This window comes from Sorangium sp. So ce406 (genome assembly GCF_051474675.1).
GTDB classification, from domain to species: domain Bacteria; phylum Myxococcota_A; class Polyangia; order Polyangiales; family Polyangiaceae; genus Sorangium; species Sorangium cellulosum_G.
Genome location: NZ_CP150340.1, coordinates 9,694,772 through 9,718,266 on the forward strand (window position 1 = coordinate 9,694,772; position 23,495 = coordinate 9,718,266).

The 23,495-nt window shown below is 69.9% G+C and carries 20 protein-coding genes; 14 read left to right on the top strand and 6 right to left on the bottom strand.

Annotated features, from left to right (window positions below; translation table 11 throughout):
* Positions 1 to 5 precede the first annotated feature (5 nt).
* Positions 6 to 611: a 5-formyltetrahydrofolate cyclo-ligase gene (locus WME96_RS36350; RefSeq protein ID WP_437286166.1), complete on the bottom strand. Its 606-nt coding sequence runs from the start codon at positions 609 to 611 to the stop codon at positions 6 to 8.
* A 273-nt stretch (positions 612 to 884) separates the two neighbouring features.
* Here WME96_RS36350 and mscL point away from each other — a divergent pair, with 273 nt between their 5' ends.
* Entirely contained in the window at positions 885 to 1,334 is a 450-nt protein-coding gene (mscL, locus tag WME96_RS36355; RefSeq protein WP_437286167.1) for a large conductance mechanosensitive channel protein MscL, read from the top strand.
* Between the two features lie 228 nt (positions 1,335 to 1,562).
* Here the strand turns inward: mscL and WME96_RS36360 are convergent, their stop codons facing one another.
* Entirely contained in the window at positions 1,563 to 1,847 is a 285-nt protein-coding gene (locus WME96_RS36360) for a hypothetical protein (RefSeq protein WP_437286168.1), read from the bottom strand.
* A 264-nt stretch (positions 1,848 to 2,111) separates the two neighbouring features.
* Complete coding sequence (locus tag WME96_RS36365; protein WP_437286169.1) at positions 2,112 to 2,669, bottom strand: hypothetical protein; 558 nt, start codon at positions 2,667 to 2,669, stop codon at positions 2,112 to 2,114.
* A gap of 542 nt (positions 2,670 to 3,211) precedes the next feature.
* Between WME96_RS36365 and WME96_RS36370 the strand changes: the two genes are divergently transcribed.
* Positions 3,212 to 3,382 carry a hypothetical protein gene (locus WME96_RS36370; protein ID WP_437286170.1) on the top strand — a complete coding sequence of 57 codons (171 nt, stop codon included), beginning with the start codon at positions 3,212 to 3,214 and terminating at the stop codon, positions 3,380 to 3,382.
* Between the two features lie 192 nt (positions 3,383 to 3,574).
* On the top strand, positions 3,575 to 5,269 hold the full coding sequence (locus tag WME96_RS36375; protein ID WP_437286171.1) for an adenylate/guanylate cyclase domain-containing protein: 1,695 nt from the start codon (positions 3,575 to 3,577) through the stop codon (positions 5,267 to 5,269).
* A 215-nt stretch (positions 5,270 to 5,484) separates the two neighbouring features.
* Here WME96_RS36375 and WME96_RS36380 read toward each other — a convergent pair whose 3' ends face one another.
* On the bottom strand, positions 5,485 to 6,477 hold the full coding sequence (locus tag WME96_RS36380) for a phosphotransferase enzyme family protein (protein ID WP_437286172.1): 993 nt from the start codon (positions 6,475 to 6,477) through the stop codon (positions 5,485 to 5,487).
* A 12-nt stretch (positions 6,478 to 6,489) separates the two neighbouring features.
* On the bottom strand, positions 6,490 to 7,800 hold the full coding sequence (locus WME96_RS36385; protein WP_437286173.1) for an MFS transporter: 1,311 nt from the start codon (positions 7,798 to 7,800) through the stop codon (positions 6,490 to 6,492).
* Between the two features lie 327 nt (positions 7,801 to 8,127).
* Between WME96_RS36385 and WME96_RS36390 the strand changes: the two genes are divergently transcribed.
* The 6 genes from WME96_RS36390 to WME96_RS36415 all read left to right on the top strand — a co-directional run bounded on the left by WME96_RS36390 (position 8,128) and on the right by WME96_RS36415 (position 16,294).
* Complete coding sequence (locus tag WME96_RS36390) at positions 8,128 to 8,952, top strand: glycosyltransferase family 2 protein (protein ID WP_437286174.1); 825 nt, start codon at positions 8,128 to 8,130, stop codon at positions 8,950 to 8,952.
* A 1-nt stretch (position 8,953) separates the two neighbouring features.
* Positions 8,954 to 10,450 (top strand): C45 family autoproteolytic acyltransferase/hydolase, encoded by a 1,497-nt coding sequence (locus WME96_RS36395; protein ID WP_437286175.1) that lies wholly within the window; start codon positions 8,954 to 8,956, stop codon positions 10,448 to 10,450.
* Between the two features lie 252 nt (positions 10,451 to 10,702).
* Positions 10,703 to 13,159, top strand: a complete 2,457-nt coding sequence (locus WME96_RS36400) for a cytochrome c peroxidase (RefSeq protein ID WP_437286176.1) — start codon at positions 10,703 to 10,705, stop codon at positions 13,157 to 13,159.
* A gap of 100 nt (positions 13,160 to 13,259) precedes the next feature.
* On the top strand, positions 13,260 to 13,910 hold the full coding sequence (locus WME96_RS36405) for a LolA family protein (RefSeq protein WP_437286177.1): 651 nt from the start codon (positions 13,260 to 13,262) through the stop codon (positions 13,908 to 13,910).
* A 154-nt stretch (positions 13,911 to 14,064) separates the two neighbouring features.
* Entirely contained in the window at positions 14,065 to 15,234 is a 1,170-nt protein-coding gene (locus WME96_RS36410; protein ID WP_437286178.1) for an SUMF1/EgtB/PvdO family nonheme iron enzyme, read from the top strand.
* 196 nt (positions 15,235 to 15,430) lie between these two features.
* The gene (locus tag WME96_RS36415; protein ID WP_437286179.1) at positions 15,431 to 16,294 is read left to right on the top strand and encodes an STAS domain-containing protein; all 864 of its coding nucleotides are present in this window, start codon (positions 15,431 to 15,433) and stop codon (positions 16,292 to 16,294) included.
* Positions 16,295 to 16,312: 18 nt separating this feature from the next.
* On the opposite strand, the gene WME96_RS36420 is transcribed toward WME96_RS36415, so the two are convergent.
* A complete protein-coding gene (locus WME96_RS36420; RefSeq protein ID WP_437286180.1) occupies positions 16,313 to 17,830 on the bottom strand; it encodes an MFS transporter in 1,518 nt (505 codons plus the stop codon).
* 358 nt (positions 17,831 to 18,188) lie between these two features.
* On the opposite strand from WME96_RS36420, the gene WME96_RS36425 reads away from it, so the two are divergent.
* From WME96_RS36425 to WME96_RS36445, 5 genes are all read left to right on the top strand, one after another.
* Positions 18,189 to 19,544, top strand: a complete 1,356-nt coding sequence (locus WME96_RS36425; RefSeq protein ID WP_437286181.1) for a PQQ-dependent sugar dehydrogenase — start codon at positions 18,189 to 18,191, stop codon at positions 19,542 to 19,544.
* 357 nt (positions 19,545 to 19,901) lie between these two features.
* The gene (locus WME96_RS36430) at positions 19,902 to 20,363 is read left to right on the top strand and encodes a hypothetical protein (RefSeq protein ID WP_437286182.1); all 462 of its coding nucleotides are present in this window, start codon (positions 19,902 to 19,904) and stop codon (positions 20,361 to 20,363) included.
* Positions 20,364 to 20,413: 50 nt separating this feature from the next.
* Positions 20,414 to 21,388, top strand: coding sequence for an aromatase/cyclase (locus tag WME96_RS36435; protein ID WP_437286183.1), 975 nt, complete (start codon positions 20,414 to 20,416; stop codon positions 21,386 to 21,388).
* Positions 21,385 to 22,164 carry an SDR family NAD(P)-dependent oxidoreductase gene (locus WME96_RS36440; protein ID WP_437286184.1) on the top strand — a complete coding sequence of 260 codons (780 nt, stop codon included), beginning with the start codon at positions 21,385 to 21,387 and terminating at the stop codon, positions 22,162 to 22,164. The genes WME96_RS36435 and WME96_RS36440 overlap by 4 nt, the downstream gene beginning before the upstream one ends.
* Before the next feature lie 50 nt (positions 22,165 to 22,214).
* Positions 22,215 to 23,495: a beta-ketoacyl-[acyl-carrier-protein] synthase family protein gene (locus WME96_RS36445; RefSeq protein WP_437286185.1), complete on the top strand. Its 1,281-nt coding sequence runs from the start codon at positions 22,215 to 22,217 to the stop codon at positions 23,493 to 23,495.

Here is a 23,495-nt window from a genome sequence, read left to right on the forward strand (position 1 = left end):
GCATCCTAGGCGGGCTCGGCCGCGAGCACGCGGGCGTCGGTCACGATGGTGCCGAGCGGGACGTCGCCCTCGGTGGTCGGCACCTCGGCGATGAGCTGGAAGTCGAACGCGACGCCGACGGTCCGGGCCGGCGGGGAGAAGCGCGGCAGGGTGCTGTCGTAGTAGCCGGCGCCGTAGCCGATCCGGTGCCCCCGGGGGTCGATCTGGAGGGCGGGCACGACGATGACGTCGAGCGCCGCGGCCTCCTCGTCGGCGGGGTCGGGCTCGCGGAAGCCGAGGCCGCGCTCCTCCATGGCCTCGGGCTCGGCGACGAAGCGGAAGGTCATGACGCGCGATTCGGGGTCGATGGCGGGGTACGCCACCCGGACGCCGCGGCCGCGGAGGAGCGGGTCGAGCTCCCGGAGGTCGACCTCGTTGCGGTCCTCGATCGGGTAGAAGAGCGCGACGTGGCGGGCGGCGGCGAGGGCCGGCAGCTCGGCGAGGGCGCGCTGGATGCGGCGCGACCGCTCGAGGATGGCGCCCGGGGGGATGGAGCTGCGGAGCGCCCGGGCGCGCTTGCGCAGCTCGGCCTTCGCGCGGTGACGCAGGGCGGCTTCGGCGTCGGGGTGCATGGCTCGGTCGATCCTCCGGCGGGCATCCTAGTCTCGCGCGCCGGAAATCGAGCCAGGGATTCCTGAGGCGCGCGGCGCAAGGCGGGCGGGGAGCGGACGCCGGGCGCGAGGCGGCGGGGGGCGCGCGGGATGCGCGTAGGGAGCCCACGGACGAGCCCGGTGGCGCCGTTCGTGCCGGCGGCGCGTGGAGCCGGGAGCTCCCCGGCGGCCAAGAACGATGGTGGATCTCGGGGTGCCTGCCGGAGTAGAAGCTGTCAACGCGGGAGGCGAGCGATGTTCTGGGATGATTTCAAGAAGTTTGCGATTCGTGGCAACGTCGTCGATATGGCGGTCGGGGTCGTGATCGGCGCGGCGTTCGGCAACATCGTCAAGTCGCTCGTCGATCACCTGATCATGCCGCCGATAGGCCTGTTGACGGGCGGCATCGATTTCAGCCGGCACTACATCGTCCTGAAGGCGCCGACCGGGCCCGGTCCCCACACGACCATCGACGAGATGACGAAGGCCGGCGCGGTCCTCCTCCAGTACGGCCAGGTGATCAACAACCTGGTGAGCTTCTTCATCGTCGCCTTCTCGGTGTTCCTCCTGATGCAGCTCATGGGCAAGCTCCAGAGGAAGCACGAGGAGGCGGCGACGACGAAGGAGTGCCCCGAGTGCGCGATGAGCATCCCCATCAAGGCGGTGCGCTGCGGGCACTGCACGGCGGCGCTGAAGACCGCGTAGCGCGCGGGGCGGCGCGAGGCGACCAGACCAGGCCGCCCCGATCGTAGCCATAGGTCACCACCTCCGCGTCGGAGCCAGGGAAGTTCATCGACAGCAGGCGCCCGAACGCGTGCGCCTCGTCGTCTAGCTCCCTCGCCCTCGATGACCCGCGAGAGCACGTCGTACGCGAACACCGTCGGGTGCTTCAGCGGCACGTCAACGAACGCCGTCGCCGCGCCCGCACCTGATTCAGCCCTGGCCATTCGTGATGAACCGCCCGTCCCGCAGCGTCAGGTGCTGGTCGTGGTAGGCCGTCTCCTCCTCGCCGCTGATGTGGTGCAGGTGCACCCGCCGCTCGCCGTCTCCATCGTAGAGCACGCGCGACTTCTCTTGCCCGTTCTGCAGCACCCGGCTGACACGGTTCTCCTCGTTCCACTGCGTCACGCGCGTGCCCGAGCCCGGGTACGTCCAGCCGGTCTGGTTGCCGCTCGCGTCGTAGCTGATCACCCGTGACCACGGCCCCGACTCCGCCACGAGCTGCTCATCGATCTGCCTGGGCGCGTGCGGCTGCAGGCCCGTGCACCTGTAACGCCGATCGGTACCTCTGCTCCCGGATCGGCTGCTCCTCGCACCAGTCCCCCTCGCCCCGGTCCGCGTCCGTATCCGGCACGCAACGATAGCTACCCTGATCCTTGACAAGGATCTTACCAATCTCGTCGTAATCGAACGACACCCGTTACCGGAACTGCTGCCGACGCGCGACCACACAACCAGATACAGCTGCTGATATCGAACCGCCTACCCAAACCAGACAACAAGCCGCACACCGTCAACCCCAAATCTATCTGCGAGGCACCCCATGAGCTTCATCAATAGACCAAACTCTGTGTCGGGGATCGCATCTGCTCTGCGCAGCACAGGCCTACGAAACACACGGTCTCCACTTCGTACTTCCAGCTCGGTCTCCAGAGCCTCGCGCACCCAGTCGTGCTCCAGCCTGTTCAGCCACTTTGTAACAAATTTTTCTTTACCATCGCCATACACAACATACTCGCTGATCCTGTAATCCCTCGAGACCGCACGCTCATCCCAGTCAATGCAAGCGAGCTCACTGTAGAGAACCCAGCTCGGCCAACTCTCATCATCAAGATAAGTGAAAACTTTTTGCTTCAAGTTTTCACTACAGTCCTCAGGAACTCCCCGACCAGCAAACAGCGGCACAAAGTCCGCATAATTATCCACACCAAACAAACATCCGTTCAGATCGTAGTGCTGCAGGAGCAAACTACTGACATTGATGACGTCATGCCATTCGTCTTCGATTCGAAATTCGACCGCACCATAGATCTGAGCCATAAGTCACCGTTCCGGAATCTTGAACACGTTTCCTGCCCCAATCCTCTTTGCAGTAAAATCAATCACCGACTGTGGAGTGTCGGCAAATATGCTCGCACCCCGACCTTGCGTTCTCCTGAAGCTGCAGCGTGTTAATACAGCTTGATCACACGCGCCAGATTGCTCAGGCTTTCTCCCTTCTTGGGGCCTCCGACCATCACCAGATCCCCGTTGCCGGCCACAACATCAATGTCCGTGTGCCTCCAATTGGGTGCCTGGATTTCGTCGCCAGAAACCTTTCCCCCGGTAAGTTCAGCAACTTTCGATTCACGAGCAGCACCGACTGCCCGACGCGCTGCCCCTCCCCTAGCCTGAGCCTCCGCGTTGCTCCCGCCGCTCTTGGGAGCCGCCTGCGGCGGCTGCGCCGGCTGCGCGGCTGCGCCGGCTGTGACGGCGCCACCGTGGGTTGCACCGGCGGCCGCGGCCCCTGTTGCGGCTGCGCGGTCCATCGGAACAGCATCCGCCGCATGCCCGTCATCTGTCCGGCGAGGCGCGCGCCCGCGATGCTCTACATGATGCAGAATCATGCCATCGAGTCGGATGACATCGAGATGATGGCGCTCGCGCCCTCCCTGGCTGAAGAAGATGCAAGCGCACCTCGATCCGGTCTTCCCGGCGTGCGCCGGGACGCCTCGGCGTCGTTCATCTCATCAGGAGCGACAGCGCAGAGATGAGCTTCCGCTTGCCGACCTACGCGTCGGGACACGAGGTCTCGGTGGGCGCCCCGCGCGAGCTCACCGAGGACGTCGAGGTGTGGCTCGCCGAGACCGGCGCGTCCGGCCCCGAGGTGAGCCACGCCGGCGTGACCGCCTACCGGGACGAAGAGCTGTCCACAGAGAGCGGACTTTGCTCTGATGAACGTGTTCATGCTCCGCCTCAGCACCGTTCGCGCCAAGCTCACCGTCCTCGTCGCGCTCTCTTCGCTCGCGACCCTCGCGGCCCTCCCCGCGCTGTCATGGGTGATGCACCGGCAGCTCATCGCCCAGATCAGCGAGCGCGTCCCGCAGGCGATCCGCAACTTCCGGCTGGAGCTCAGACAGCAGCAGCGCGCCATCTCGACGAGCTCGCGCCAGGCGTCTCGAACGCGCGAGCTCGTCGAGGGGCTCCGGCTGCGCGACGAGGCGGCCGTCGGGACGGCGCTCGATGCCGTCATCGCCGCTCATCCCAACATCGCCATCGCTGCCTTCGACGAGCTCGGCGAGCTGGTCGCGGCCCGGGGGCTCGATGCGCCGCCGCCGAGCACGGAAGAGGTCCCCGGGCTCGCCGAGGGCCTCTCGGGCACCGCCGAAATGGAAGACCTGCGGGACGTGCTCGTCCACGGGTGCGATGGACAGCAGGGCTCGCCGCCTGCGTACATGATCGCCCAGCGCGCGAGGGGCGACGCCGGAACGCTGCTCGCCTGCATTCCCATCGATCACACGTACTTTCACGAAGTGGCGACGAAGCTCGGCGTGGAGATCGCGCTCGTCGATCCGTCGGGCAAGAGGATCACGGGCACGGCGCGCTTCCCGACCGAGCTGCTCCGAGGCGCCGTCATCGGCGACGAGACCCACCCCACGATCGTCGAGGACGCGAGCTCGCTGTGGGCCCTCTCCGGCTTTGCGCCCCGATCGCTCCGGGGCAAGGCCGGCGATTTTTCGATCGTCATGGCGCTCGACGTGCGCGACGTCCGGACGATCGTGCGCCAGAACCTGATGTTCGCGGCCGGCGTGCTCACCCTCGCGGCTCTCGTCTCACTGGCCCTTGGCGCGCGCCTCGCGACCACGATGTCGCGCGCGATCTCCCGCGTGAACGTCGCCCTCAAGCACCTCGAGCAACAGCGGTACGTCCACGTGGAGGCGCTGAAGACCGGCGACGAGCTGGAGGATCTCGCGACCGGCTTCAACTCGATGGTTGACGGCCTCAAGGAGCGCGACAAGCTCCGCAGCACCTTCGGCAAGTACATGACCGAGTCCGTGCTCGAGCACCTGCTCGCCGGCAAAGTGCAGCTCGGCGGCGAGACGCTCACCGTCTCCATCCTCTTCTCCGATATCCGGAGCTTCACGACCATCAGCGAGCGGATGAACGCTCAGGAGCTCGTGGGGCTCCTGAACGAGTATTTCACCGAGATGGTGGCCATCATCCTCGACGAGGGCGGGGTCGTCGACAAGTACATCGGCGACGCGATCATGGCGGTGTTCGGCGCGCCCGTCCCCAAGCCGGACGACGCCGTGCGCGCCGTGCGCGCGGCCATCCGCATGCGCGCCGCGCTCGAGCGCTTCAACGAGCGCCTCGCCGAGCGGGGCATCCCGGAGCTGAAGACAGGTGTCGGGATCCACACCGGCGAGGTCGTCGCCGGCAACATCGGGAGTGAAGCGCGGATGGAGTACACCGTCATCGGCGACGCCGTGAACCTGGCCTCGCGCCTGGAGAGCGCGACCAAGGAGCTCGGCGTGAGCGTGCTCCTCAGCGAGGACACACACCTCCTCGTGCGTGACGTTTTCAACACACGTCCCGTCAGCGAAATCACGGTCAAGGGCCGCGCGCAGCCGGTGATGACCCATGCCGTGGCCGATCTGTGACGAGCGGGAGCTCGCCCCATCAACTGAATCAACGGATGGGCTCATGAGCTGGGGCTCGCCAATCCGCGACCGTATACAGTCTTCATCTCAACCTGTTCGGTGCTCTCGGCAAGGCACCAACCCATATCGCGACATGCCCGCCGCCTGCCCGGCCAGGCACCCGACCGTGTTCCGCCCCCGCCCAGATAAGCGGCGCCCTCCGCACCGCCCCTGCGTCACCCCCCCGCGAGCAGCCGCGCGATCTCCCCGCGCTGCCGCCGCGCCGCGCGCGCCAGCGAGAGCTGCCCCGCGGCCCGGTGCAGGTTGTGCGCGACCCGCGTCGGGAACCGCGCCGGATCCCAGCCGAAGTACCGGTCCTCGAACGCGTCCCGGCAGAAGCGCGCCGCGAGCTCCAGCGCGATCCGCTCCACGGCGTCGGCGAGCGCCTCGCGCTCCTCCGCGCTGAACGGCCTCACCTCGCGGTAGCCGGCCACCGCGGCGGCGAAGACCTCGAGGTCGAAGCGCGCCTCGGTCGCGTCCTCCCCGGCCGGGTTGCACCACGACCGCCACGCGTCGCCGAGCTCCACGTCGAGCGACTGCAGCGCCAGCGTGTCGAGGTCGAGCAGGCAGATCCCCTCCCCCGCCTCCGAGAAGCGCAGGTTCGAGATCTTGAGATCGCCGTGGCAGTGCCGCGCCGGCAGATCGAGCCGCCCCTGCCACGTGCGGAACGCGTCGAGGATCGCGTCCGCCAGCCGCCGCCCCTCGCCCCCGGTGGCCGCGCCGTCCAGCCGCTCCATGTGCAGCGCCGTGTCGTGCGCGCCGGCGCGGACGTGGCGGTACGCGTGCTCGAGATCGTCCACCGCCCGGTGGAAGCGGGCGGCGAGGGCGCCCGCGGCGCGGGCGAGCGCGGGCGAGCCGACCCGGTGGTGCGTGCGGCCAGGGACGAAGTCCATCGCCCGCCACACCGCGCCCGCGCCGTCCCGCGCGAAGAGCGCGCCGTCGTCCGCGCGCACAAGGCGCGGCGTCGGGACGCCGCGGCGCGCCAGATGCGCGGTCACCGCCTCGATGTCGTCGTGGACCGCCGGGCCGAAGATCGGGCTCACCCGCTGGACCACGAACCGCGGCGGCTCACCGGCCACGCCGGCCACCCAGGTCCCGTTGATGAGCCCCTCGTCCTCGCAGCGGCGCACCGAGAGGCCGCGCAGCGGCGCCCAACCGTCCGGGATCATCGGGGCGGGAGGCTACCTGCGCTCCGCCCCGGGCCGCAAGGAAAGCGCCTTCGCCCCCGCCGCCCGCCGGCGCACCATCCACTGCGACCCGAGCCAGGCGACAACGCCGGCGCCGAGCCCCAGCCACCCCGCCACCCCGGGGACGCCGACCCGCTCCACCAGCACCGCCCCCCCGAGCGACGTGGCGCACAGGCCGACCGTGAGCGAGAGGTTGTCGATCGCCGAGAGCCGCCCGACGAAGCGGTCCGGCGAGAGCCGCTGGATCTCCGCGCTCGACAGCACCCAGTTCGCGCCGCTGCCGAGGCCCCACACGAGCGCGATTCCGAGCAGCGCCGCCCAGTGCCGGGTCAGCGCGAACGCCGCGATCGACGCGAACGTCACCCAGGCGGCCCCGGTCGCGGCGAGCTCGCCCCGGAGGCCGCGGCGCACGAGCGCGACGCCGAGCAGCGGGCCGAGCCCCGTCCCCGCGCCCCGGACGCACTGGAGCACCCCGAGCGTGAGCGCGCCCGTGCCCGCGAAGGCGAGCTGCGTCGCGACCACGTTGAGCAGCAGGAGCGCCCCGCCGTTCGCGAGGTGGACCGGCGTCTTCGCGAGCACGGCGTCGAGCAGCGGCGGCCGCTCCCAGGCGTGCTTCCACGCGAGCACCATGTCGCCGCGCACCGACGCGAGCGCGGCGACCGCGCCGCCCTCCGCCGGCCGCCCCTCGGCGACCATCCGCGGCAGGCCCCAGAGGAACACCACCGACAGCCCGAACGACGCCGCGTCCAGCGCGAGCGCGGCCGCCGGGCCGAGCGCCGCGATCAGGCCGCCGAACGCCATGCCGACCGCGAACATGACGCTCCACGTCGCCGACGCGATCGCGTTCGCCTCGAGCAGCTCGTCCTCCTCGACCACGTGCCGCAGCACCGCGCTCTGGGCCGGCAGCCGCAGCGCGCCCACCGACGCGCGCGCGAACACGAGCACCTGCACCGCCGGCACGCTGCCGAGGACCGCGGCGACCAGCATCGCCACCGTGAGCGCGCCCTGCGCCGCGCTCGTCGCGATCAGCAGCCACCTTCGATCGAGCCGGTCCGCCAGCACGCCCGCCACCGGCGCGAACAGCGCGTTCGGCAGGTGATGCCCCACCATGACGAGCGCGAGCGCCACGACCCCGCCCCCCTCGCCGCCCAGCGCGAGCAGACTCACGGCGACGAAGCTCATCCAGTCGCCGAGCAGCGAGACGATCTCGCTCAGCCAGACGCGACGGAAATGGGGTCGGCGGCGGAGCAAGCCCGGACGGGGCTCCGGCGGGCGACCGCCGGCCGGCGTCGAGGGGACATGCACGTGGAGGGCTCCTTGACTAGCTCCGCCCAGGGGTCCCGAAAGAGAGTTCAACGCAAAGACGCAAAGGCACAAAGACGCAAAAAATCATGAAATCTTTCTTTTTTGCGCCTTTGCGCCTTTGCGCCTTGGCGTTGAACTCTCTCTCCCCTCGCGGGGCAGATCCCCGGCAGGATTTCTGATCCGCGCTACCCGGCCCACCACGGCCGTGGCCGTCCGCCATGCGCCCCGCGCAGGTTCGCCCGCATCCAGATCGAGCGCGGCCGAACGTCGCCCGGCCGACAACGTAGCGGACAGATCGTGCCTGCCGCTGTTCATCCAGGGCACACCGTGGTAATCGCGCTCTGCTTCATGCGGATCTGCGCCATCATTCCCGCCTACCAGGCGGAGCGCAACGTGGGGGACGTCACACGCGAGGCGCTGCGGGTCGACGGGCTCGCCGGCGCGGTCTTCGTCGTGGACGACGGGTCGAGCGACAGGACGGCCGAGCTGGCGCGCGCGGCCGGCGCCACGGTGCTGAGCCACCCCGAGAACCTCGGCAAGGGAGCCGCCCTGCGCACCGGGATGGAGTTCGCCCTCGCCTCGGGCTTCGACGTGGCGATCACGATCGACGCCGACGGACAGCACCCGCCGGACGAAGCGCGGCGCCTCGTCGAGGCCGACGCCGACCCCGAGGCGCTCGTGCTCGGCATCCGCGACCTCGTCTCGGCCGGCGCGCCGCGCCCGAACCAGATCTCGAACCGCATCTCGAACTTCTTCCTCTCGCTCTTCGCCGGCCGCCCCTTCGCCGACACGCAGTGCGGCCTGCGCCGCTACCCGCTCCGGCGCACGCTCTCGCTCGACGCGCGCGACGAGGGGTACGCCTTCGAGGCGGAGATCCTGCTGCGCGCCGTCGCCGCCGGCGTCCGCATCGTCGAGGTGCCGATCCGGGTCATCTACCCGCCCGAGGACGAGCGGCTCACGCACTTCGACAGCGTGCGCGATCCGGCGCGGATCGTGCGCCGGGTGGTGACGACCCTCGCGCTCACGCGCGGGCTCCGCCACGTGCCCGTCGCCCCGACGCCGTCTCCGGCCGCGCGGCGCCCCGCCGCGGCGAGCGCGATCGTCGCGGAGATCGACCCCCGCCCGTCGCAGCCGTCGACGGCGTCGCCCTGATGTGAAGCGCGCCGCCCGCCACCGGCGCAAGCTCATCGCGGCCGCCGCGCTCCTCGCCGCGCCCGTCCTCGCGCACCTCGGCATCGCCGCCGCCACGCGGATCGACCCGCCGCCGATCGCCGCGGCCTCCGGCGAGCCCACGGCCGGACCGGCGGGCCTGCGCGCGCTCGGCCCCGCCTACGCGCGCCGCCGCGGCCGGATCCTCGAGGCGCGCCTCGCCGGATCGCCGGAGGAGATCGGCCACCAGCACGGCCGGCTCTTCTACCCGGAGATGGTCAAGAACGAGGGCACCCTCTACGAGCAGTTCCAGCGCTACGTGCCCGTCGCCCCGCTGCGGTGGCTCATCATGGACCTCTCGCGCCTCCAGTTCCGCGGCGTCGACGAGGGCATGGCCGAGGGCGCGCGCCGCGAGATCGCCGCGCAGGCCCGCGCCTTCTCGCCCGACCCGTTCGACGGCGTCCTCCCCACGTACCACCGCTTCGTCTTCCTCCAGTCGCTCTACGACATCGCGCTCTCGTTCGAGCACTCCCCGCTCATCGGCTGCACGAGCTTCGCGCTCACCGGGACGGCGTCGGCGGGCGGGCACGCGGTGCTCGCCCGCAACTTCGACTTCGAGGCCGGGCCCGTCTTCGACGAGGGCAAGGCGGTGTTCCTCGTCCACGAGCAGGGCAAGATCCCGTACGCCTCGGTGGCCTGGCCCGGGCTCGTCGGCGCGGTCACCGGGATGAACGCCGCGGGCCTCGCGCTCGTCGTCCACGGCGGGCGGGCCGGCGAGCCGCGCGCGGCCGGCGAGCCGGTCGTCCACACGATGCGCGACGTGCTCGGCCGCGCCGACGGCGTCGACGAGGCGCTCGCGATCCTCGAGACGCGCGCGCCGATGGTCTCCCACCTCGTGATGCTCGTCGACGCGGCGGGCGACGTCGCGATCGCCGAGCGGGCGCCCGGCGCGCCGCTCCACGCGCGCCGCGGCCGCGGCAAGGTGCCGCTCACCAACCACTTCGAGGGGCCGCTCGCCGGCGACCCGCGCAACCGGCGCGTCGAGGCCGAGACCTCGACCCACGCGCGGCGCCGCCGCCTCGACGAGCGGCTCGCGGCCCTGCCCGAGGGCGCCACGATCGAGGCGGCCGTCGACGTCCTGCGCGACCGGCGCGGGCCCGGCGGCGCGCCGCTGCCGCTCGGCGACCGGCGCGCGATCGACGCGCTCATCGCGACCCACGCGGTCGTCATGGACGCCACCGCGCGCGTGCTCTGGGTGAGCGAGGGCCCCCACCTCGCCGGCCGCTTCCTGCGCTTCGATCTCGCGCGGCTGCTCGATCCGGCCTTCGACCCCGCCCGCGACACCGCCGAGCCCGAGGCCTTGCCCGAGGACCCGCTGCTCACGAGCGGCGACTACGCCGCCTGGGAGCGCGCCGGCTCGCCCCACCCCGGCGGCGAGCAGGGAAGCGACGCGGTCGATCCGTCCTCTTCGGATGGCGAGCGCGACCGTGACACTCCTTAAATAAACAAACAAATAAATTAACGTCGAGGAACCGCGAGCGCGGCCGCAGGCGCTGGTCTGCCCGAGCCCGGCGCGCAGCCGTTTCGCCCCGGGTTCACTGCCCGCGCTCGCCCACGCCCGTACATCGGCGGTAGGACACCTCTCGTCCGGGGCGCCCTTACCGCGAGATTGCCTAGCGAGAACTTCCGTCCGAGAATGCGATCCGGGGCGCAAGGGTCGGCGCATCGGAGCGGCGACCGGGTCGACCGGACCATGACGGACATCAACCTGATCAACACCACCCTCGATCAACGGTACCTCATCCTCGGGCTGCTCGGAGAGGGCGGGATGGGGGCAGTCTACGAGGCACGGCACCTCGGGACCGGTCGTCGCGTCGCCGTCAAGGTGATCACGAGCAAGCTCGCGCAGGACGAGGCGGTCATGGCTCGCTTCGAGCGCGAGGCCAGGGCGGCGGGCGCCATCGAGAGCGAGCACATCGCCGGCGTGCTCGATAGCGGGAGGGACCGGGCGACGGGCTTGCCCTTCCTCGTGATGGAGCTGCTCTCCGGCGAGGACGTCGACCAGCTCCTCCGGCGACTCGGTCCCCTGCCGCCCGAGCTCGCGCTCTGCATCGTGGCGCAGGCGTGCATGGGCCTGATCCGAGCGCACGACGCGCGCGTCCTCCACCGCGACATCAAGCCCGCCAACCTGTTCCTGGCCCGGCGCGACGGGGGGGAGCTCACGGTCAAGCTGCTCGACTTCGGGGTCGCCAAGATCCAGGCGGACGACAGCTTCGAGAAGCACCAGGAGCTCACGGCCACGAGCAACCTGATCGGCTCGCCCATCTACATGTCGCCGGAGCAGGCGCGCAACATGAAGGACGTCGACGGCCGGACCGACCTCTGGTCGCTCGGCATCGTCCTCTTCAAGATGCTCGCCGGGCGCACCCCCTACCGGAACTCCCGCGGGCTCGGCGAGCTGATCGTCGCCATCTGCTCGGTGCCGGCGCCGCCCATCCAGAGCCTGGCGCCCTGGGTGCCCTACGAGGTCGGCGAGATCGTGCACCGCGCGCTCCAGATCGACAGGAACCTGCGCTTCCAGTCCGCGGCGGAGATGCTCGACGCGGTCCGGACGCTGCTGCCGTACGGCCCCTCGATCCGCGAGGACATGCTGCAGCCGCTGCCCGACTCGCTGCAGGCCGACGTCCCGCCGCCGTCGCGGGCGAACCCCGAGGCCCCGACGCGGCGCCCGCCGACGCCCGCGGGCACGGCCGTGAACTGGCCCGAGCCCGGCGACCTCGCGACGCGGCGACCCCCGACGCCCGTGGCCACGCCCCGGAGCTGGCAGGACTACGGCGACCCCGGGTCGCGGCGGCCGCCGACGCCCGTGGCCACGCCCCGGAGCTGGCAGGAGCGCAGCATGCAGTACTCGCAGAGCGGCGCCCCGATCCGCACGTCGGAGCCGAGGATCGACGGCCCGCCGCCGTCGATGACGAGCGCGGGCACCTCGGTGCCGTTCCAGCGGACGATCATCGTGGCGGGCGAGCCGGCCAACGCCGCGCCGCGCCCGCGCAGCAAGGCGGCCCCGCTCGTGGCGGCGGCGGCGCTCGTCGCCGCGACCGGCGCCGGCGTGGGCGCGTGGCTCGTGCAGAAGACCACGTCGGCCGCGCCCGCCTCGGTGCCCGGCGCGGCCCCGGCCGCCCCGCAGGCGGCCCCCGTCGGCGCCGCGCCCGGCGCGACGGCCGCGCCTGGCGCGAGCGAGCCGGCCGTGCAGATCGATCCGGAGCGGCTCGGGAGCTTCAACCCGCTGCCGGCGCTCATCACCTCGTCGAACAACCCGCTCACGGACGAGAAGGTCAACCTCGGCCGGATGCTCTTCTACGACACGCGGCTCTCGAAGAACCACGACCTCTCGTGCAACTCGTGCCACCCGCTCGACCGCTACGGGGCGGACGGCGCGAAGGTGTCGATCGGGCACGCCCACCAGAGCGGCCGCCGCAACACGCCGAGCGTCTACAACTCCGCGGGGTTCTTCTCGCTGATGTGGGACGGGCGCTTCGACAGCGTCGAGGATCAGGCCAACGGGCCGATGATGAACCCGAGCGAGATGGCGATGACGCCGGTGCGGCTCGAGGCGACGCTGCGCTCGATCCCCGAGTACGTGAAGGCGTTCGGCCGGGCGTTCCCGAACGACCCGTGGCCGGTGACCACCACCAACACCGCGAAGGCGCTCGGCGCGTTCGAGCGCAAGCTGTTCACGCGCGGGCGGTGGGACCTGTTCCTGGAGGGGGATCCGGACGCCCTGACCAACGCCGAGAAGGAGGGCTTCAACGCCTTCGTCGAGGTCGGCTGTGTGACCTGTCACTTCGGCCCGCACGTGGGGGCGACGATGTTCCAGAAGCTCGGCCTGGTGAGGTCGTGGCCCGACACGATGGACCGCGGCGTCTTCGAGATCACGAAGAAGCAGGCCGACTTCATGGTCTTCCGGGTGCCGACGCTCCGCAACGTGGCGATGACGGCGCCGTACTTCCACGACGGGTCGGTCTCATCGCTGCCGGAGGCGGTGCGGCTCATGGCGAAGCACCAGCTCGGCAAGGACATCACCCACGCGCAGGTCGATCAGATCGTTGTCTGGCTCAAGTCCCTGACGGGCGAGCTCCCGAAGGAGTACATCGCGAAGCCGGAGCTCCCCGAGAGCGGGCCCAACACGCCGAAGCCCGTGGCGGACTGAGCGCGGCCGGCCGGCTGCGCCCACGCGCCTGCCGCGCCTGGCAAATCTGCCAGGTGTGAAGCAAAGCGCGGCCCGCCCGTCTGGGGTAATGAGGACGAGCATGCAGCGACGATCTTTCCTGATGGGCCTGGCGGCGTGCGGCGGCGCGCTCTCGGTTGCCGGCGTCGCCGGCCGCGCCCGCGCCGACGCGGTGGGCGACGCGCTGGCCGAGATCACGCGGGCGCGGGCGTCGGTGAAGACGCTGGTCGCGCCGTTCACGCAGGAGCGGAGCATCGGCCTGCTCGCGACGGCGGTGAAGAGCGACGGGGAGATGACCCTGGTCCTGCCGGACCGCCTCCGCTGGGAGCTGAAGCCGCCGGACGCGATCACCTACTGGATCACGCCCGAGGGGTTCGGCTTCGCGACGCCGAAGGGCGCGGCGGGCGCGGGGCGGGGCGCGGCGGGGCGCTTCGGCGCGGTGCTGTCGGACCTCCTGGTGCTGCTCGGCGGCGACCTCGAGAAGCTGAGGGCGCGCTACGATCTGTCGATCCCGAGCCGCGAGGGCGGGATCACGCTGGCCGCGCGCCCGCGGGCCGAGGAGGTCGCGAAGCACGTGCGCAGCCTCGAGATGACCTCGGGGCCGGAGCTCTGGTCGGTGCGGCGGGTCGTGATCGAGGAGAAGAACGGCGACCGGAGCGTCATCGCGTTCGGCAAGGTGGCGCGGGACGTGGCGGTCGATCCGGCGCGGATGAGGGCGCCGAAGCAGGGCTGAGCGGCGCGCCGGCGAGGGAGGCGCGCGAGGCGGCCGGGGCGCGCGGCGCCAGGTGCGGAGACGCGTCGGCGCGTGTTCCAGGGAGGCGGGGGGCGCGTGTCCCGGGGGCGCGACGCTGGTTCCCCTCGCCGCGATCTCGACTATGACGCCGGGCATGCGACGCCTCCTGCTCCCCCTCCCCGCCCTGACGCTCGCCGCTGCCTGCTCCGGCGCTCCGCCGGAGCCCGCTCAGCCGCCGGCTCCACTGCGCGCGCGCGACGATCGACCGCCCGCGGCCGCGCCGTCCGCCGCCGGGACCGCGGGCGCGGCGCCTCCGGCCGCGGAGCCCGGCGCGCCCGCCGCCGAGCCCGGGACGACGGGCGGGGCGACCGCTGCCGCCGAAGAGGAGCAGGCATGCCCGGCCGACATGAAGCTCGTCGAGGGCGAGTACTGCACCGAGGTCGAGCATAGCTGCCTCAAGAGCTGGTACGACAAGTCGAACAAGAAGACCGTCTGCGAGGAGTTCGCGCCCACCCCTGGCCGCTGCACCGGCGAGAAGGTGAAGAAGCGGTATTGCGTCGACACGTACGAGTGGCCGAACAAGAAGGGGGAGCGGCCCGAGGTGATGAATCGGTTCCACCAGGCGCAGGTCAAGTGCGCCGCCGTGGGCAAGCGCCTCTGCACCGAGTCGGAGTGGACGCTCGCCTGCGAGGGCCCCGAGATCAAGCCGTTCCCTTACGGGTACTCGCGCGACGCGACGAAGTGCAACGGCGATCACCTCTGGGACGATCCCGACATGAAGAAGGTGGCGAAGCGCGACCCGGCCGAGCTGGCGCGCCTCTGGAAGGGGGTGCGGAGCGGGTCGCAGGCGCAGTGCATCAGCGATTACGGGGTCGCCGACATGCCCGCGAACACCGATGAGGTGGTGGCGAGCGAGACGAGCGGCGGCTGGCGCGGCAAGTTCGACAGCGTCCACACGGGCGGCCCCTGGTACAAGGGCGTGCGCAACCAGTGCCGCCCGAAGATCTACACGCACGACGAGGGGTTCTATTATTACTTCCTGAGCTTCCGCTGCTGCGCCGAGCCCGACGGCAAGACCACCGACCCGCGGACGCCGCGCCAGATCCAGGAGGGCTGGAGCATGGACCGGGTCGAGCGGCTCGCGCAGTTCACGGTCGAGCAGATGCGCGGGAAGCTCGAGCTGAAGCAGCAGGGCAAGTGCGAGTGCCGGGCGACGGACATCCTGTGCAAGACGATGTGCGGGACGCTGCTCGGGCCGGGCGCGGTGGACGCGACGCCGGGGGGCGGCGCGCCGGCGGCGGCGACGAGCGGCGAGAAGCGGTGAGGGGCGCGGTCGGGCTGCCGCGGCCGTGAGTCCATCAGGGGACCAGGGGCGAGCTCGCGCTCGTCGCTGGTTCCCCGACCAGCGCTGGCGGGGGCGAGCGCTGCGCCGCATCGATCGCCGGGTGCCGGGCGCCGTGCTTCTTTGATATACAGTTCAGGACAGGACCGAGGCACGAATGGGCGGCGATTCGGATCACATGGAACTCGTTGCGGAAAACCAGCGCCTGAGGCAGCGCATCCAGGAGCTGGAGCAGGCCGAGGAGGAGCGGGATCGCCTCCGGGAGGCGCTGCGCCGGAGCGAGGAGCATGTGCGCCTCTTCATCACCTACACGCCGGCCACATTCGCCATGTTCGATCGCGACATGCGCTACGTGATGGCCAGTCAGCGCTACGGGGCGGATTTCGGCCTGGATGCTCGAGAGCTCATCGGCCGGAGCCATTACGAGGTGTTCCCCGACGTCCCCGAGCACTGGAAGGCGGTCCACCAGCGCTGCCTCGCCGGGGCCTCGGAAGGGAATGATGAGGAGCCCTTCCCGCGGGCTGACGGGTCCGTCGAGTGGGGGAGCTGGAAGATCTTCCCGTGGTACACGCCGAACGGCGAGATCGGCGGGATCATGCTGTTCGCGGAGGTGGTCACCGAGCGAAAGCGGCTCGAGGACGCGCTTCGGTCGCAGGCGAAGACGCTCCTGGAGCTGTCGGCGCCCATCGTGCCCCTCAGCCAGGACGTCCTCGTGCTGCCGCTGGTGGGCGCGCTGGACGCGGCGCGGGCGCAGCAGATGATGGAGAACCTGCTGGCCAAGGTGGTCGAGCGGCAGGCGCGGGTGGCGATCATCGACGTGACGGGCGTGCCGCACATCGACACGACCTCGGCGAGCGCGCTCCTCCAGGTGGCGAGGGCGGTGCGGCTGCTCGGGGCGCGGGTCGTGCTGACAGGGATCCGGCCCGAGGTGGCGCAGGCGATCGTGGGGCTGGATATCGACATGGCGGGGATCGTGACGCGCCGGGATCTGCAGAGCGGGATCGCGTTCGCGACCACGGTGAACCTGGGGGGCGCGGCCTGAGGGACGCGGGACGGGGGCTTATACGTCGAGGTCTTTCCACCGCTTCGACCGCTGCGTGAAGATCAGCATCCCCACCAGCGACGCGACCCCTATCGCCGCAAACGCGTACCAGATCTCGTAGGGGCGATACGTATCCCAGAGCAGCTGCGTGGCCTCGACCGCGTCGATGTTCAGCACCTCCTGCAGCTTCCTGAACGCCTCCTGCCGCGAGACCCCGACCGCCTCGGGAAGCGAGGACACGTCGCCGTTCCATCCCTTCCCATGATCCGTCTTCTCGGCCAGGTACCGGAGGGCCAGCGTGGCCTTCTCGCCCCGGGTGCCGTACAGGATCCCCGCGAGCTGCGCCCCGAGGGCAGGGCCGATCGCCGCCGGGATGTTGATGTACCCGAGGTACAACGCCTTCTTGCCCGGGGGCGCGATGAGCGCGAAATACTCGCTCTTCTTGGGGCCGGTCAGCATCTCTCCGATGGAGAAGAGGAGGATTCCGAGGAAGAGCACGTAAAGTGAATTGGTCGTACCGGAGACGATGATCCCGCCGATCGCCACGAGGATGCCCAGCGACATCGCCGAGAGCACCTTCATCCGCGCCACCAGGTACGAGAACGGCACGAGGAAGAGGACGATGCACACCGCGTTCAGGTTGAGCACGTTCTCCTGCTTGAGCTGGACCCCGCGCGCATCGCCCGCGTTGAGCCAGGAGGCCGGGAGCCACGCGTTGTTCTGCACGAACGAGGTGCTGCTGATCCAGTCCGTGTAGAAGTTCGGCATCAGATCCCAGAGCTGGTACATCATCAACCAGAACCCCGAGAGCAGCAGGATCACGGTGATGAGCCGCGCGTCCCAGATGTTCTTGATCGTGTCCCTGAAGACCTTCCACGCATCCGAGGTCTTGTCGGCGCCGGAGTCGACCTCCTTGTACGTGAACAGCATCAGGAAATTCAGAGAGATGATCGCGGCGCACCCGTAAAACACCCACGGCCAGCCCTTGCCGTGGAGATAGCCGGCCAGCGGCGGGCCGATCGCCGCGCCCACGTTCACGAGCCAGTAGAAGAGACCCCAGCCCACCGAGGAGTTGGACTTGTCCATCGACTGGGCCAGCGTGCCCTGGATCCCCGGCTTGAAGAGCGCCGTCCCCGTCGCCAGGACCACAACGCCGAGCAGGAAGCCGGTGAAGCTCCGCTGCGTCGCCATCAGCAGATAACCGATGATCTTGAGCCAGACGGTGATGAAGATGGTGCGCTTGTAGCCGTATCGATCGGCGTAGCCGCCCGTGATCATCGGCAGCAGCGACTGGATGAGGGCCCAGACCATGTAGATGGTGCCCTTGTCCTGCTGGCTGAAATGCAGGCCCCCGGGCTCGTCGGCCTGCGCGATGTAGATGGGCATCACGACCCGCACGCCGTAATAGGCAAGTCGTTCCCACATCTCCATGGTGCAGCCCATCCAGAAGGAGCGCGGAAGGCTCCTGATGGTCTGAGCAAAGGAGAGCTTCGGCGGCCCCTCGACAGCGGGCTCGCTCACGGCTGCGTTCGTCATTTCATGCTCCTCGCGCGCCCGCGCCCCCGGGCGAGCCTCCGTACCACACCGGGTGCGGCGCACATATCAGGATCATGAGCGCAGCTCACCGCAGGCCGTCGCGGGCACATGAAGATCGCGCGCGCGGAGCGCCGCAAGCGAGCTCCCGCCGCCCCGCGCGCCGGGACAACCACGCAAGATCACGCGGAGCGGTGCCCCGGATCACGGGGCTCCGCGCCTGCCGGCCGTGGCCGCGCGAGCGGGCATGCAAGGCGAGGAGATCGGCGAGCTCATCGGTGGAGCGGCGTCGCGGACGGTGGAGCGGCGCCGCGGACAGAGAGCCGTGGACAGGGGAGGATCCGAATGGCACCTAGAGTCCATGGACAACCGAAGTTCAGACCGCCGGTGGGCCCGGCTCGGGGTGGCTCAGGTGCTCCTGGTCGGCTCGGGCGCGCTGGCCTCGTGCTCGCCCAAGCGCGCGGAGATCACACCGCAGCCAGCGCCCACCGACAAGATCCTCACCGGCGCCGACGCGCTGGGCGACTGGACCACGGACGCGCCGGGCGTGAAGCGCAAGATCACCGTCGCCGAGCTCCCCGCGCCCAACGAGGAGGAGTCGGTCGTCAACAGGCCGAGCAAGGCAGATCGTCAACCAGGGATGTTCCCCAAAGTCCCGTCGGGATTCACCGTCACCGAGCTCGCCACGGGCCTGGAGGAGCCCCGTGTCGTGCAGGTGGCGCCGAACGGGGACGTGTTCGTGGCCGAGAGCGAGGGGGACCGGGTGCAGGTGCTCCGGGACACGGACGGCGATGGCAAGGCCGACCTCCGCAGCATCTACGCCGAGGATCTCAAGAAACCGTTCGGCATCGCCTTCTATCCGGCCAACACCGATGCGCCGACGCACATCTACGTCGCGAACACCGACAGCGTGGTGCGGTTCCCTTACAAGACGGGCGACACCAAGGCCAGCGGCCCGGCCGAGGCCCTGGTCACCAACATCCCCTCGGGCAAGGAGGCCGTGGGCGGCGGCGGCCACTGGACCCGCGATATCGTCTTCAGCAAGGACAGCCAGCGGATGTTCGTGTCCGTGGGCTCCCGCTCCAACGTCGACGACGACGAGTCCGAGGACCGCCGCGCCTGCATCCTCGCCTTCACGCCCGACGGCAAGAACGAGACGCTCTATGCGTCCGGCATCCGCAATCCGGTCGGCCTGGCCATCGAGCCGGCGACCGGCGCGCTCTGGACCAGCGTGAACGAGCGCGACGAGCTGGGCGACAACCTGGTCCCCGATTACGTGACGCGCGTGCAAGAGGGCGGCTTCTACGGCTGGCCCTGGTACTACCTCGGCCCGAACCAGGATCCGCGCCACGAGGGCAAGCACCCCGAGCTGAGAGACAAGGTGATCGTGCCGGACGTGCTGATCCAGTCGCACTCGGCGTCCCTCGACCTCTGCTTCTACACGGGCCAGCAGTTCCCGGCCGACTACCAGGGCCACATCTTCGCCGCGGAGCACGGCTCGTGGAACCGCTCGCGGCGCACCGGATACAAGGTGATCCGCATCCCGGTCAAGGACGGCAAGGCGGCGGGCTACTACGAGGACTTCATGACCGGCTTCGTCACGAGCACAGGCGACGTGTGGGGACGTCCGGTCGGCGTCGCGGTGGCCAAGGACGGCGCGCTGCTGGTGACCGACGACCAGAGCAACACCGTATGGCGCGTGGCCTACGGCAAGTGAGACGCCCGCAGAACCGCCCCCGCACGCCTGTCGCGCCCGCCCCGGAGGCCTCGCCGAGCCGCTGACGGCGCACCCTGGCCGGCGCCATGCGCCCGCCCGCAGAGCGCGCCAGTCGAGGACCGAAGCCGCCGAGCGTACGCGCAGACAGGGCAAGACGCCGCCCCCGGGGAGGCCACCGGTTGCGCGATCGAGCAACGGCGTTGACCAGCCTGCCCGACGGAGCTCAGCGCAACGGGCCTCCGCAGCGCGCTCTGGAGCCGAGCATCATCGCTGGCACAGGATGTGATCAGGCTCTCATGCGTTCGCCCACGCCGCGAGCACACCTCGCGGCGGCCACGCGAACCATGGGAAAGCGACATGAAACGAACTGTGCACGGCATCGCCGGAACACTCGCGCTCTGCCTTGTCTCGACCTTCTTCATCTCGACGATGCTCGCGGAGCTCTCGGGGAACGCCGAGGTCATCGTCACCGTCAAGCGCGGCATTCTCTACGGGCTCGCGCTGCTGATTCCGAGCATCGCGGCGGCGGGCGGCACCGGCAATTTCCTGGCCCGCTCTCGCGGCGGCAGGATCGTGGACGGCAAGAAGAGACGCATGAAGTTCATTGCCATGAACGGCATCCTCGTCCTGACGCCGTGCGCCTTCGTCCTCTACCGGCTCGCCAGCAGGGGAGAGTTCGGACCGCTGTTCGTGGGGCTCCAGACCGTCGAGCTGCTGGCGGGGGCGACGAACATCTACCTGCTCATCAGGATGATGCGCGACGGCCTCAGGCTGACTGGCCGCCTGGCCGCTGCCAGGGCGAGCAGCAGAGAGAGCTGAACCGGGATTCAAGAACACGTGCCGACCGATACGAGGAACGAGGATTGCGAATGAGATTCCATCAGCACACGATCGAGGTGGCCGCTGATGTCGACGACGCCTACGCGCTGTCGACCGACGTGGAGAGGTGGCCGCAGATATTCCCTCCCTGCAAGGGGGCGCAGGTCATCGAGCGGACCGACCGGTCGCAGCTCGTCGAGATCACGGCGCTCGCGAATGGCCGGCTGATGACCTGGCGCTCCATCAGGGAGCTCTCCCCGGAGCAGCGCGCCATCTCCTTCCGGCAGGTGCAGCCGTCACCGCTGCTCAGCGCCATGGAAGGGACCTGGCGATTCTTCCCCGTGCAGACTGGGACGCTCATCGTCCTGGAGCACCGGTTCGAGGTCAAGCCGCACGTCCGTGGGCTCGTCGATGGTGTGTCGACGCCCGAGGAGGCGATGAGCTTCATGTCGAGCTCGACGGACACGAACAGCAAGCGCGAGCTTCAGGCGATCAAGCGAGCCCTCGAGTCGAAGACGCTCCAGGGCCTGCATGGCGCGCTCGCCGGCGAGTTCGAGGAGGAGCTGCTGATCGCGGCCTCACCCGAGGCCGTGTATCCGCTCCTGGCGCGCGCACAGGATTGGCCGCAGGTGCTCTCGCACTGCCACGGCGTCGAGGTGCGGTACGACGACGGACAGTACCAGGAGTTCGTCATGACCGTCGACGTGAAGGGGCAGGAGGAGCATATCCGGTCAATCCGGCAGTGCACGCCGAACGCGAGCATCAGCTACTTCCAGCCGGAGCCGCCGCCGGTGCTGCGCCGGCACAGCGGGAAATGGCTCATCGAGCGCGCGCCGGGCGGCGTCCGAGTCGTGTCGTGGCACGCCGTCGAGCTGAAGCCGGAGGGTGTGAAGAGGCTCTGGGGCGATATCAGCATGAGCGACGCCCTGACGCGGGTGAGCAGGGCGATCAACGACAACAGTCGCGGGACGCTGCTGGCGATCAAGGAGCGCGCCGAGGAGCGGACGCAGGGGAGCTTGTCATGACGAGTCAGTGCCGGAAGGTCGCTCTCATCACGGGTGCGAGCCGCGGGATCGGGAAGGCGGCGGCTGTGCGGCTCGCGAGGGACGGATTCAGCGTCGCCCTCCTCGCGCGCTCGAAGCGGCAGCTCGAGGAGACCAGCGCCCAGCTCCGCGCCGTGGGGAGCCGCGCGACCATCGGGGTTTGCGACGTCACCTCGCCGCAGGAGGTCGACGCGGCCGTCCAGGCGGCCGTCCGGGAGCTCGGGCACATCAGCGTCCTGCTCAACAACGCAGGACGGGGCGGCGGCGGGGTCACCGCGAACATGCGTGACGAGCTGTGGCGGGAGATCATCGACACGAACCTGAACAGCGTATTCTACGTCACCAGATCGGTCCTCAACAACACCCCCGAGGGCACGCTGAAGACGATCCTCAGCGTCGCGTCGACCGGCGGCAAGCAGGGCGTGATCCACGCCGCGGCGTACAGCGCGTCGAAGCACGGGATCATCGGGTTCACCAAGTCGCTCGCCCTCGAGCTCGCGCCGAGGGGCATCACAGTGAACGCCGTCTGCCCGGGGTTCGTGGAGACCGAGCTCGCGGAGAAGGCGCGGGGGAGCTACGCCAAGATCTGGGGCGTGAGCGTCGATGACGCGAAGAGGCGCATCGAGCAGCGCGTCCCGATCGGCCGCTACATCGAGCCCGACGAGGTCGCGGAGATGGTGGCTTATCTGGCCTCGGAGAGCGCCCGCGGGATCACCGGGCAGGCGATGAACATCTGCGGTGGCCTGGGCAATTATTGACGATGGCTGGCGCCGGGCTGCCACGTCGCTGAGAGTGAGAGGGTTAGATCGTGAAGTGTGCTCAAAAGGGAAAGCGTCGCAGGGCGGTCGTGACCGGGCTCGGCATCATCGCGCCCAACGGCATTGGAATCAAGCGGTTCTGGACTGGTGCGATGTCCGGGCGCTCCGGGGTCCACGGGATCGAGCGGTTCCCGGTGGACGGTTTCAAATCGAAGATCGCCGGCCAGGTGCACGACTTCGACCCGAGGGCCCACGGCCTCAGGGAAGATCAGGTCCGGCGGCTGGACCGTTATGCGCAGTTCGCCGCCGCGGCGAGCAAGATGGCGATGGATGACGCGGCCTTCGGCGGGGGGGTCCCTGACCCTGACCGGCTCGGTGTCTGCATCGGCAACGCGATCGCCGGTACGAAGTTCATGGAAGAGGAGTTTCTGGTCCTGACCGAGCGCGGCACTGCGCCGTATGATCCGACGTGGGTGCAGCGCTCCCTCTACCAGGCGTCCACGTTCAACGTGGCCTCGGCGGAGGTCGCCGGGCTCTACGAGGCCCGCGGGCCCTGCTCCACGCTCAGCACCGGTTGCACGGGCGGCCTGGACGCCATCGGGCTGGCGCTCGACGCCATCCGCGCCGGCGATTCGGACGTGATGATCTGCGGCGCATCGGAGGCGCCCATTACGCCCATCGCGCTGGCTGCGTTCGACGTCCTGGGGGCGCTCTCGAGCAAGCGCAACGACTCTGCGCAGCGCGCCTCGCGGCCGTTCGACAATCAGCGCGACGGCTTCGTGCTGGGCGAGGGTGCGGGGATCCTGATCCTCGAGGAGCGAGAGCACGCGCTGCGCCGCGGGGCGACGATCTACGCCGAGCTGCGCGGCTTCGCGTCGTGCAACAACGCGTACCACATGACCGATCTGGCTCCGGACGGGATCGATCTGGCCCGCGCGATGCGGCTCGCGCTCGTCGATGCGGACATCGCGCCGGACAGGGTCGATTATGCCTGTGCGCACGGCAGCTCGACGAAGCAGAACGACATCAACGAGACGGCGGCGTTGAAGCTGACGCTCGGGGAGCACGCCTACAAGGTGCCGGTCAGCTCGCTGAAATCCATGGTGGGGCACCCGCTGGCTGCGGCCAATGCGCTCGAGAGCGTCGCCTCGGTGCTGGCCATCCACAACTCCGAGATCTTCCCCACCATCAACCACGAGAGCAGGGACAGCTCCTGCGATCTGGACTACGTCCCCAACGAAGGCATCAAGAGGAAGGTGGATGTCGTCCTGAAGGCAGCGAGCGGCTTCTCCGGTATCCACAGCGCTCTGGTGTTTTGCGCCCCGAGCTGA